This window comes from Cryobacterium sp. MDB2-A-1, assembly GCF_004402675.1.
Lineage (GTDB): Bacteria > Actinomycetota > Actinomycetes > Actinomycetales > Microbacteriaceae > Cryobacterium > Cryobacterium glucosi.
In genome coordinates, this window is record NZ_SOFK01000044.1 from 158403 (window position 1) to 170379 (window position 11977).

The 11977-nt window shown below is 70.2% G+C and carries 9 protein-coding genes; 6 read left to right on the plus strand and 3 right to left on the minus strand.

The features are described from left to right. Positions 1-16: 16 nt before the first annotated feature. The 5 genes from E3O39_RS17110 to E3O39_RS17130 all read left to right on the plus strand — a co-directional run bounded on the left by E3O39_RS17110 (position 17) and on the right by E3O39_RS17130 (position 5838). Positions 17-2326, plus strand: a complete 2310-nt coding sequence (locus E3O39_RS17110; protein ID WP_134449210.1) for a carbon starvation CstA family protein — start codon at positions 17-19, stop codon at positions 2324-2326. A 10-nt stretch (positions 2327-2336) separates the two neighbouring features. Continuing rightward, the gene (locus E3O39_RS19715) at positions 2337-2615 is read left to right on the plus strand and encodes a YbdD/YjiX family protein (protein ID WP_370294970.1); all 279 of its coding nucleotides are present in this window, start codon (positions 2337-2339) and stop codon (positions 2613-2615) included. A 178-nt stretch (positions 2616-2793) separates the two neighbouring features. Continuing rightward, the gene (locus E3O39_RS17120) at positions 2794-3801 is read left to right on the plus strand and encodes an esterase family protein (RefSeq protein WP_134449211.1); all 1008 of its coding nucleotides are present in this window, start codon (positions 2794-2796) and stop codon (positions 3799-3801) included. Between the two features lie 2 nt (positions 3802-3803). After that, positions 3804-5159: an esterase family protein gene (locus tag E3O39_RS17125; protein ID WP_134449212.1), complete on the plus strand. Its 1356-nt coding sequence runs from the start codon at positions 3804-3806 to the stop codon at positions 5157-5159. 46 nt (positions 5160-5205) lie between these two features. Beyond that, complete coding sequence (locus tag E3O39_RS17130; protein WP_134449213.1) at positions 5206-5838, plus strand: YdeI family protein; 633 nt, start codon at positions 5206-5208, stop codon at positions 5836-5838. 51 nt (positions 5839-5889) lie between these two features. Here the strand turns inward: E3O39_RS17130 and E3O39_RS17135 are convergent, their stop codons facing one another. From E3O39_RS17135 to E3O39_RS17145, 3 genes are all read right to left on the minus strand, one after another. Beyond that, on the minus strand, positions 5890-7389 hold the full coding sequence (locus E3O39_RS17135; protein ID WP_134449214.1) for a cytosine permease: 1500 nt from the start codon (positions 7387-7389) through the stop codon (positions 5890-5892). Positions 7390-7472: 83 nt separating this feature from the next. Beyond that, positions 7473-8381, minus strand: a complete 909-nt coding sequence (locus E3O39_RS17140; RefSeq protein WP_134449215.1) for a serine hydrolase — start codon at positions 8379-8381, stop codon at positions 7473-7475. A gap of 104 nt (positions 8382-8485) precedes the next feature. Further along, on the minus strand, positions 8486-10450 hold the full coding sequence (locus E3O39_RS17145; protein ID WP_134449216.1) for a M13 family metallopeptidase: 1965 nt from the start codon (positions 10448-10450) through the stop codon (positions 8486-8488). An 80-nt stretch (positions 10451-10530) separates the two neighbouring features. On the opposite strand from E3O39_RS17145, the gene E3O39_RS17150 reads away from it, so the two are divergent. Continuing rightward, positions 10531-11892: an MATE family efflux transporter gene (locus tag E3O39_RS17150; RefSeq protein WP_241985121.1), complete on the plus strand. Its 1362-nt coding sequence runs from the start codon at positions 10531-10533 to the stop codon at positions 11890-11892. Positions 11893-11977 lie beyond the last annotated feature (85 nt).

The following is an 11977-nucleotide window of genomic DNA, read 5'->3' on the forward strand; positions in this document are numbered from 1 at the left end:
CCTCAAAGGAGAGATCATGGGCACCAGGCCCCGCACGCCGCACGACGCTTTCACGGGGGCCGGTCCGCTCGATCGCGATCCGTCCCTGCTCCCTGTCGCACTCGACCAGACCGAGCACGACGCCCAGGAGCGACGCTGGACCCCGGCCAAGATCGCACTCTGGGCCGGCATCTCCCTCCTCGGCGGACTGAGCTGGGTCATGCTCGCGGTTGTCCGCGGCGAGACCGTGAACGCCATCTGGTTCGTCTTCGCCGCGGTGTGCACCTACCTGATCGGCTACCGCTTCTACTCGAACTACATCCAGAAGCACCTGCTGAAGCCCGATGACCGCAGGGCGACCCCCGCAGAGTACAAGGCGGACGGCAAGGACTTCGCGGCGACGGACCGCCGGGTGCTGTTCGGCCACCACTTCGCCGCGATCGCCGGGGCAGGCCCGCTCGTCGGCCCGGTGCTCGCCGCGCAGATGGGCTACCTGCCCGGCACGATCTGGATCATCGTCGGCGTCGTTCTCGCCGGTGCGGTGCAGGACTACATCGTGCTGTTCTACTCGATGCGCCGGGGCGGACGTTCGCTCGGCCAGATGGCCCGCGACGAGCTCGGCAAGATCGGCGGCACCGCCGCCCTGATCGCCACGATGGCGATCATGGTCATCATCGTCGCGATCCTCGCCCTCGTCGTGGTCAACGCCCTCGCGGCGAGCCCCTGGGGCGTCTTCTCGGTCGGCATGACCATCCCGATCGCGCTCTTCATGGGCTGCTACCTGCGCTTCTTCCGCCCGGGCAAGGTCAGCGAGGTGTCGATCATCGGGTTCGTGCTGCTCCTGGCCGCCATCATCGGCGGCGGCGCCATCTCGAACACGGCGTGGGGAGCATCGTTCTTCCACGTCGACCCGGTGCCGCTCGCGATCGGCATCATCATCTACGGCTTCGTCGCAGCGATCCTCCCGGTCTGGCTGCTGCTCGCCCCGCGCGACTACCTCTCGACCTTCATGAAGATCGGAACGATCGGGATGCTCGCGATCGCGATCATCATTGTGCGCCCGGAGATCACGGTCCCGGCATTCAGCGAGTTCGTCGCCAACGGCGGACCGGTCGTGAGCGGGTCGCTCTTCCCGTTCCTCTTCGTCACGATCGCCTGCGGTGCCCTTTCCGGCTTCCACGCCCTGATCGCCTCCGGCACGACCCCGAAGCTCATCGAGAAGGAACGCCAGACCCGCTTCATCGGTTATGGCGGCATGCTCATGGAGAGCTTCGTCGCGATCATGGCCCTCGTCGCCGCCGTCTCGATCGACCGCGGCATCTACTTCGCGATGAACTCCTCGGCGGCCCTCACCGGGGGCACCGTCGAAGGCGCTGTCGCGTTCGTGAACAGCCTCGGGCTCACCGGGGTCAACCTCACCCCCGACATGCTCACCCAGACGGCGAAGGACGTCGGAGAGGCCACGATCGTCTCCCGCTCCGGCGGCGCCCCGACGCTCTCGGTCGGGCTCGCGCACATCATGCAGCAGGTCGCAGGAGGCTCAGGCATGATGGCGTTCTGGTACCACTTCGCGATCATGTTCGAGGCGCTGTTCATCCTCACCGCCGTCGACGCGGGCACCCGCGTCGCGCGCTTCATGCTCCAGGACAGCCTCGGCAACTTCTTCCCGAAGTTCAAGAACACCTCCTGGCGCACGGGGGCCTGGCTCACCACGGGCATCATGGTTCTCCTCTGGGGCGCCGTGCTGATCATGGGCGTCACGGACCCGCTCGGCGGCATCAACACCCTGTTCCCGCTCTTCGGGATCGCGAACCAGCTGCTGGCCGCAATCGCACTCGCGGTGTGCATGGCGATCGTCGCGAAGCAGGGCAAATTCAAGTACATCTGGATCGTCGCCGTGCCCCTCGCGTTCGCCGCGATCATCACGATCTACGCCTCGATGCTGAAGATCTTCTCAACCGTCCCCGCGGTCGGTTACTTCGCCCAGAACAAGGCATTCTCCGACGCCCTCGCGGCGGGGAAGACCTCGTTCGGAACGGCGCCGAGCGTCGCGGCCATGGAGGCCGTGGTGCGGAACACGATGGTGCAGGGTCTCCTGTCGATCCTCTTCGTCACCCTCGCGATCATCGTGATCGTCTCCTCGGTCGTTGCGACCTGGAAGTCCTGGAAGAGCCGCGATTTCGGCACCAACGAGGACCCTGCGCTCCCGTCGCAGATGTTCGCGCCCTCCGGCTTCCTGCCGACCCCGGCCGAAAAGGAGCTGCAGGGCCGCTGGGAAGCCCAGGCTGCCGCCGAGAAGAACGCCCGGACGGCGCGGAACGCCGGCGCGGGCACCCCTGGCCGGTGACGGTCCGGTGATGACAGCAGGGGCACGCCGGGGGCAGCGGATGCTCTCGGCAGGCGGGACCTCGCTCGCTGCGCTCCTCGGCGGCATCCGCCGGGCAGCGCGGAGCGTGGCCTGGTACGTCAAAGGGGTGATGGGAGAGGACGCCTGGGACAAGTACCGGGCGCACCACGAGGCCGCGCACGGGACCGCGGACCCTGCTCACCCCACCGAGCGGATGATGACCGAGCGCGAGTTCTGGCGGGACCAGACCGACCGCCAGGACGCCAACCCGCAGGGCCGCTGCTGCTGACCCACTCTTGAGGCTCGCGAAAGCGGGTGAGCCGTCGTCATGACTGGGGCAGACCGACGGCTCACCCGCTTTCGCGAGCCTGGAATCAGCCGCTCGCACCGAATGTCCAGCTTGTCTTCCTAACGTCGGCAATGACAGAGTGGCAGGGCTCGCGTCGGCTTCAGGAGAGGGTGGTCGGATGGGCAACCGGTCCACCCCGCGGCGCCGCTGGATCGCCGCAGGCGCCGCCGGCCTGGTGCTGCTCGTCGCCACCGTCGTCGTCACGGTCAGCGTCGCGTCCGGACTCGCGCAGCCGGACCAGGCCGTCCCCGCGCTGTCTCTCCCCGACAGGCCGGCACCGCCCGCGCAGGGGGTGGATGACTCGTCCCCCCTCTCCGCGACCTGGCGGCCACCGGCCGGCCTGCCCGCCCAGGGCACCATCGGTAGCGTCCGGATCCCGGCGACCGCTTCGGGTTTCAGCGCGCGCGACGCCGAGGTCTACCTCCCGCCGGCCGCGCTCGTCCCCGACGCCCCAGCCCTGCCGTTCGTGCTGATGATGATGGGACAGCCGGGCGATCCGGACGCCGGCCCGATCGCATCCGTGCTCGACGCCTTCGCCGCAGCCCACAACGGCCTCGCCCCGATCGTGCTCGTCGCCGACCAGCTGGGCGACCCGGATGTCGACTCACTGTGCCTCGACACGGCGGAATACGGCCGGGTCGAGACGTACCTCGAGGAGGACGTTCTCACCTGGGCGCGCGGCAACCTCAACATCGAGGCCGGCCGCGAATCATGGACCGTCGCCGGGTTCTCGAACGGCGGCCAGTGCGCCTTGTCGCTCGCGCTCCGGTACCCGGAGGTCTGGGGCAGCCTCATCGACGCCTCCGGCACGGTGTATGCGGGACTCGAGACGGAGCCGGAGGTCCTGGCTGACGTGTTCGGGGGTGACCAGGCTGCCTACGACGCGACAAAACCGGCCACGCTGCTGGGCAGGAGCCGCTACCCTGACACCACGGCCGTGTTCACGGTCGGCTCGGAGGACTCGGTGATGGAACCGGGGCTGAAGGATCTGAGCGGAACGGCCAGGGTTGCGGGGGTGGCGGTGACGTACTACGAGGTGCCCGGCGAGGGCCACTCCTTCGAGGCGCTGGGCGGTGGACTCACCGAGGCGTTCGGCGTGCTCGCCAGCCGACTCGGGCTCGGCTAGGCGTGGACGCCCTCCAGGCGCTCCTGCGCACGGATATCCTGCACGGCCCCGTCATCGTCGGCGCGTACACCCTGTCCGGCGCGGCCGTGGTCTTCCTGCTCGCCCGACGACCGACCCCGCGCTGGCTCATGACCGTCGCGGTCGCGGTCGCCTCCGGAGGCGTTGTCGCGGTGCTCCTCTGGTTCTTCCTGGTGCGGGTCTTCAACGTGTTCGGGATGGGCCTCGTGCCCGTGGCGTACGCGTGGCTCGGCGCGGCCTGCGCCGCCGTCGGGATCGCACTCGTGAACCTGTGGAAGACGCGGCCGGCACGCCGGAGCCTCGCCGCCGCATCGGTGCTGCTCTTCGTCGCGACGGGGGCGCTCGGGATCAATGCGGGCTATGGCCTTGACCGCACCCTCGGCGCGCTTCTCGGGGTGAACGTGCTGCCGCCGATCGCACTGAATCCGGCAGCGCCACGCTCGACCCCGGTCGCAGGCACCGGCTCCCACCCTGGCTCGAGAGCCGACCCCAACCCTGACCGGACGGGCCGCGCCCTCTGGCAGACGTGGAATCCACCCGCCGACATCCCCGCCGCGGGAAACACCGGGAGCCAGGTGATCCCGAACACCGTCTCCGGATTCCGCTCCCGGCCGGCCGGAATCTACCTGCCCCCTGCGGCGCTCGTCCCGGACGCGCCGGCATTGCCGCTCGTGATCATGCTGCTGGGCCAGCCCGGCAACCCCGACCCGGAATACGTCGCGGCGAGCCTCGACCGTGCGGCCTCCCAGCACGGGGGTCTCGCGCCGATCGTCGTCGTCGCCGACCAGCTGGGCGATCCCTCCGTCGACCCGCTGTGCCTCGACACCGCGAGGTACGGAAACGCGGAGACCTTCCTCACCAGGGACGTCGTCGGCTGGGCTGCCGCGAACCTCAACGTGACGCACGACCACCGGTACTGGACGATCGCCGGGTTCTCCAATGGCGGCCAGTGCGCGATCTCCCTCGCGGCCAAGCATCCCGACATCTGGTCGAACGTGATCGACATCTCCGGCGAGTCATTCCCCGGCTCCGAGATCCAGGACCAGACCCTGAACGACGTGTTCGGCGGCAGCCAGGCGGCCTATGACGCGCAGAAGCCGGTGAACCTTCTCGCCGGGCACCGCTACCCGGGGACATTCGCGATCTTCACTGCCGGCGCAGCGGACCCGGGCGTCGCCGCCGGGCAACGGACGCTCGTCGACGCAGCCCAGGCCGCGGGAATGACCGCGTCATACGCCGAGATCCCCGGCGTCGGGCACGAAGTGGGGGCGCTGAACGGAGGCCTCGACGCCGGCTTCGCCGCGCTCTACCCGCGCCTCGGCCTCGCTCCGCCCTCCTGACCCCTCCCCCGACCCGGGCGGCGCGGGACGCGGGTATGGTCGTCGCATGACTGAACGGGACGCGGGCGGTGACCAGGTACCGCGCATCCACCCTGAGTCGGTCGAGGAGTGGCGGACCTGGCTCGTGGAGAACCACGCGGTGTCGACCGCGGTCTGGCTCGTCTTCTGGCGGAAGGCCGCCGGCCGGCCGATCCTCGCCTACGAGGACGCCGTTCTCGAGGCGCTCTCCGTCGGCTGGATCGACAGCAAACCGGCCCGGCTGGACGAGCACCGGACGATGCTCTACTTCTCACCGCGGAAGCGCGGCAGCGCCTGGGCGAGGCCGAACAAGCTGCGCATCGAACTGCTCAGGCGCGAGGGGCGGATGCTGCCGGCCGGGGAGGCCGTCGTCGCGGCCGCAGAGGCGGACGGTTCCTGGACCCGGCTCGACGAGGTCGAGAACCTCACGGTTCCCGCGGACCTCGGCGCAGCTCTCGACGGGATCGGGGGTGCCCGCGCGCAGTGGGACGCGTTCCCGCCCTCGGCTCGCCGCGGCATCCTCGAATGGATCGTGCAGGCGAAGACTCCGGCGACCCGCCAAAAACGTATCGATGAGACGGCTGTGCTCGCCGGCCGGGGCGAACGGGCCAACCAGTGGAAGCCGAAACCCCCGGCCGACCCCGCACCGGCGCCCGACTGAGCGCGGCCCCGTCCGCGCCCCGGCGCCGCGCTGCCTGCCGACGCGGGCGGATCAGACGGGCTGCCGCTCCTGGGCGCGGACGGCGCCGCGGCCGACGAGGAGCATGCCGCAGAAGCCGATCACGAGGGCGACGAGCACGCCGAGGTTCGCGAACGCCCAGTCGCCCGTTCGGCCGCCGAGGCCGAGGGGATCGAGCAGGTACCCCTGCCAGGCGAGCCAGTCCGCGAAGCCGTTGGTGACGAGGCCCCAGCCCACGACGGACCCGAGCACGAGGAGTGCGAGCGCGCCGACCCGCACGCTCCCGTAGCGCCCGCGCGGGTCGAGGAGGCCCGCGGCGTCGTAGTCGGAGCGGCGGAGCGCGAAATCGGCGAGGAAGATGCCGCACCAGGCCGCGACGGGCACGCCGAGGGTGATCAGGAAGCCCTGGAACGGACCGAGGAAGCTCCCGGCGAAGAACACGACGTAGATCGCGCCGAGCACCATGATCACCCCGTCGATCCCGGCGGCCGCGAAGCGCGGCACCCGAAGCCCCGCCGCGAGGAGCGCCAGCCCGGAGGAGTAGATGTCGAGGACGGCGCCGCCGATCAGGCCGAGAACCGCGACGAGGGCGAACGGAACCAGGAACCAGACCGGCAGGATCGTCGTGAGCGCCCCGATCGGGTCGACGGCGATGGCGGCGCTGAGGTCGCTCGATGACCCGGCGAGCAGGAGCCCGAAGAGGAGCAGCACGACGGGGGCGAGCGAGGCGCCCGCCGTCGTCCAGCCGACGACGCCGCGGCTCGAGGCCGAGCGGGGAAGGTACCGGGAATAGTCGGCGGCGGCCTGCACCCAGCCGAGGCCGAAGCCCGTCATCATGAAGACGAGCGCGCCGATCACGTGGGGGGTGTCCCCGGCGGGGATCGCCGCGATGGCCGGGAAGTCGATGTGATCGACGACGAGGAACACGTAGACGACAGTGAGCAGGCCCGTGACGATCGTGATCCATTTCTGCAGCCGCATGATCAGGTCGAAGCCGAAGACGCCACCGAGCACGATCAGGCCGGCCACGACGACGAGGGCCACCACCTGGGTGAGCGCCCCGCCGTCCCAGCCGAGCTCGGTGAAGACCGTCGCCGTCGCGAGCACGGCGAGCGAGGCGAGCACGGTCTCCCAGCCGACGGTGAGCAGCCACGACAACGCGGACGGCACCCGGTTGCCGTCGACTCCGAAGACCGCCCTGCTCAGGGTCATCGTCGGCGCGTGGCCGCGCTTGCCCGCGAGCGCCACGAACCCGCAGAGCGCGAAGGAGAGCACGATCCCGACGAGGCCGACGATCGTCGCCTGCCAGAAGGAGATGCCGAAACCGAGCAGGAACGAGCCGTAGCTGATGCCGAGCACCGAGACGTTCGCCGCGAACCACGGCCAGAACAACTCGCTCGGGCGGCCGCGGTGCTCCGTGCGGTCGACGGCGTTGATGCCGTTGAGCTCCACCTCGAAGACCGGGCGGATGCCGGGACTCGCCCCCGACAGGCCGGTGTCCGTTTCGGTGTGCTTCCGGTCGTTGGCGGACATCCGCTGCCCCTCTCGTCGGCGGGTCTCTTGGGGTGTTCAGGCGGTTCGGGTGGTCAGGAACTCAGGAACTCAGGAACTCAGGTTCAGTGCACGTACTCGAGCAGGTCGAGGCCGACGGCCCGCATCCCGTCGAGGACAGCGAGGCGCAGGGGCAGGCGGGTGTCGGCGAAGGACATCGAGACGGCATAGGCGACGCCGGCCCGCGGGCCGCGGAGCACGCCGGCCTCGCTCCGGACGCCGGGTCCCGTTCCGGTCTTGTTGACGAGGAGCAGCCCGTGGTCGCCGCCGCGGTGCGCGAAGGGATCGAGCCCGAAGGCGCTCGCGACGAGGGAGAGGTCTGCGCCGAGGGACAGCCAGCCGATCACGCGTTCGCTCGTCGCGGCATCCACGACCTCCCCGCGGGCGAGGGACATGAAGAGTCCCGTGAGTTCCTGGGCGCTGCCGACGGAGAGCTGGGGTGCGTGATCGGGGCCGCGTTCGTCGCGGACGAGGTCGAGCAGAGCGGTGTGGGAGATGCCGAGCTGTTCGGTGCGCGCCTGGACGGCCGCGAGGCCGACCGCGCGCAGCAGCACGTTCGCTGCGAGGTTGTCGCCGAGACCCCCGACCAGGGCCGCGAGGTCAGCGACGGGAAGCGACGGGGCCTGCAGGTGCTGCCAGACGCCTGACCCTCCGACGGAGTCCGCCGGGGTGCGGTCGAGGATGGTGAGGGCGCCGAATTCGGCGTTCGGGAGCCGGGCGGCGACCTCGATGAGGAGGAGGACGGTTCCGATCCCCGCTGTCGGCATCACGACGTGGTCGTCAACGGAGAAGAGGACCTTGCCGGTCGCGAGGTCAGTGGCGCGGGCCGAGACCTGCACGCCGTCGACGGCGAGGGTGCCGAGGGCCTGGAACCCGCGGCCGAAGTTCGCCATCGACTCCGAAACGCCGTGCCGTGCCCTGCTCGGGGCACCGCGACGCGACCGTCGCTCCGATTCCCGCGCTGGCGTGGACACTTTTTCGGGTCCCTCCGTGTTCCGGCTCCGATTTCCGGCTCCGTGTTCCCCTCAGCACCATAGCCCAGACACCCGACATACGCCGGGGCCGGACGCCGGCGGGGCTACCAGATGGTGACGCGTTTGTCCGGGTCGAGCCAGAGTTCGTCGCCTGCCGCGACGCCGAAGGCCGCGTAGAACTCGTCGATGTTCCGCACGATCTGGTTGCAGCGGAACTCATTCGGCGAGTGCGGGTCGATCGAGATCAGGCGGATGGCCTCCTCGTCGCGCATCTTCAGCTGCCAGGCCTGGGCCCAGGACAGGAAGAAGCGCTGGGCGCCGGTGAGACCGTCGATCACGGGCGGCTCTGCGCCGTCGAGCGAGATCAGGTAGGCCTTCCAGGCGATCGAGAGGCCGCCGAGGTCGCCGATGTTCTCGCCGATCGTGAGCGCGCCGTTCACGTGATGCTCGGGGATCTGCTTCGGCGCCAGGGCGTTGAACTGCTCGATGAGCGAGCCCGTGCGCTCTTCGAAGGCCGCACGGTCGTCAGCGGTCCACCAGTCGGTCAGGAGCCCGTCGCCGTCGTACTTCGAACCCTGGTCGTCGAAGCCGTGCCCGATTTCGTGCCCGATGACGGCACCGATGGCGCCGTAATTCGCCGCGGCATCCCGCTCGTCTGAGAAGAACGGGAACTGCAGGATGGCCGCTGGGAAGACGATCTCGTTGAAGCCGGGGTTGTAATAGGCGTTGATTGTCTGCGGGGTCATGAACCACTCGTCGCGGTCGAGGGGCTTGCCGATCTTGCCCAGTTCGCGCTGGAACTCGAACTCGTTCGCGGCACGCACGTTCTTGATCAGGTCGCCCGCCTCCATCCACAGGGTCGAGTAGTCGCGCCATTTGTCGGGGTAGCCGATCTTGGGCGTGAACTTCTCGAGCTTGTCCTGGGCACGCGCCCGCGTCTCCGGGGTCATCCAGTCGAGCTCGGCGACGCTCTGGCGGTATGCCTCGACGAGGTGGCCGACGAGCACGTCCATGCTCGCCTTCGCGCTCGGCTTGAAGTGCCGTTCGACGTAGATCCGGCCGACGGCCTCGCCGAGGGATCCCTCGACGAGGGAGACGCCGCGCTTCCAGCGGTCCCGCAGCTGAGGTGTCCCGGTGAGGGTGCGGCCATAGAAGTCGAAGCTCGCCTCGACGAAGTCGTCGGAGAGGTACGAGGCGCTCGAGCGGATGATCTGCCAGCGCAGCCAGTCCTTCCATCCGACGATCCCGTCCTCGGTCAGCATCTCGGCCAGGCCGGTCACGAAGCTCGGCTGGCGGACGACGATCTCCTCGAGGGCTCCCGCCGGGGCATCGAGGCCCGCGAGCCAGAGGTGCAGGTCCGCTCCGGCGGCGAGGGCCGTGACCTGGCCCCAGGTCTTGAGGTTGTAGGTCTTCTCGCTGTCGCGGGAGCGCACGTTGTCCCAGTGGTGCCCGGCGAGTTCGGTTTCGAGGTCGAAGACGCGCTGCGCCCTGGCAGCGGCGTCGTCGACGCCGGCGAGGCCGAACATCCGCTCGAGGAAGGAGCGGTACGCCTCGCGGACGGCCGCGAACTTCTCCTCGCGATAGTAGGACTCGTCCGGCAGGCCGAGCCCGCCCTGCTCCAGGAAGACGAGGTAGCGCTCCGGGTTGCCCGGGTCATTGTCGACATAGAGCTGGAAAGCGCCTGCGACGCCGGCGCGCTCGAGGCGGCCGAGGGTGCCGAGCAGGGAGGCGACGGAGTCGATCCGGTCGACGGTCGCGAGGTCGGCCGCGAGCGGCGTTGCGCCGAGCGCATTCACCCGCGCCTCGTCCATGAAACTCGAGTAGAGGTCGCCGAACTTGCGGGCTTCTGTTCCGGGTTCAGCGGTCTGCGCCTCGAGGATGATCTCCCGCACGGCCTTCTCTGATTCCTCGGCGAGGAGGTAGAAGGATCCCCAGCGGGCCTTGTCCGCCGGAATCTCGGTGCGGTCGATCCATTTCCCGTTCACGTGGCGGAAGAGATCGTCCTGTGGGCGGATGCCCGGGTCGAGTTCGTCGCGGTCGATTCCGGATGCGGTCCCCAGCTCAGTCATGCGTCCATGCTATTCGCTGTGCCCGGGAATTCGAGCCGGGGTGCGACGCCGGGCGAGGCCGGACGGCGCCGGACCGTGCGGTGTCGGCGAGCGACGCTAGAGTCGGGAGCATCGCCATCTTCCGCCAGCGGCCCATCGACCGTGAGATCCTGCGCCTCGCCCTCCCTGCGTTCGGCGCCCTCGTCGCCGAACCCTTGTTCCTGCTCGCCGACTCGGCGATGGTCGGGCATCTCGGCGCGGTCGACCTGGCCGGACTCGGCCTCGCGAGCGCGGTGTTGCAGACCATCGTCGGGCTGATGGTGTTCCTCGCGTACAGCACGACCCCTGCCGTCGCCCGCTGGCTCGGTGCGGGCGACCGCGGCAGGGCCGTGTCCGTCGGGATCGACGGCCTCTGGCTCGCGCTCGGCCTCGGTCTGGTGCTCGCGCTGCTCGGCGCGGCGCTGAGCCCGCAGCTCGTGGGAGCGTTCGGCGCGGAGCCTGCCGTGGCCGCGGCATCCGCCCGGTACCTCACCGTGTCGATGCTGGGACTTCCGGCGATGCTGCTCGTGTTCGCGGCGACAGGACTCCTCCGCGGACTGCAGGACACCCGCACGCCGCTCTGGGTGGCGGGGCTCGGCTTCACGGCCAACATCGTGCTCAACCTGTGGTTCATCTATGGTCTCGGGCTCGGCCTGGTCGGCTCGGCGCTCGGCACGGTCGTCGCGCAGTGGGCGATGGTCGCGGTGTATCTCGTCGTGGTCGTTCGGCACGCCCGGCGTGAAGGTGCCCGGCTGCGGCCGCACCGCGGCGGGATGCTGCGGGGGGCGTCGAGCGGCGGCTGGCTGTTCCTGCGCACGGTGAGCCTGCGTGCGGCGATGCTGCTCGCGGTTTTCGTCGCCACGAGCCTCGGCTCGCCCCAGCTCGCGGCGTTCCAGATCGCGATGACCCTGTTCGCGGCGATGGCGTTCGCCCTCGACGCGCTCGCGATCGCCGCCCAGGCCCTCGTCGGGCGCGGCCTCGGGGCCGGCGATCTCCCCGGGGTGCGCGCGGTGCTGCGGCGCTGCCTCGAGTGGGGTGTGCTCGGGGGTGCCGCCATCGGCGCCCTCCTCGTCGTGACGAGCCCCCTGCTCGGCGGGCTGTTCACGACGGCGGAAGAGGTGAGCGCGCTCCTCCCCCTGACACTCGTGGTCCTCGGCCTGTCCGGCCCACTCTGCGGCCTCGTCTTCGTACTCGACGGCGTGCTGATCGGCGCCGGCGATGCCCGCTACCTCGCCGTGACAGGGCTGGTGAACCTGCTCGTCTTCGTGCCGCTGGCCTGGGCGGTGCTCGCCTGGGCACCGCAGGGCGCCGTCGGACTCGCCTGGCTCATGGTGGCGTTCGCCTTCGGCTACCTCGGCGCACGCGGCCTCACCCTCGGCCTGCGCGCCCGCGCCGCGCGCTGGATGGTCGTCGGCGCCCGCTGACGCGCCCGCACCGACACCACAGCTCCCGATTCACCCGTCGCGCCCCTGTGCGCCCCTGCGCGCCAGGCACACCGGGCGCGCACCG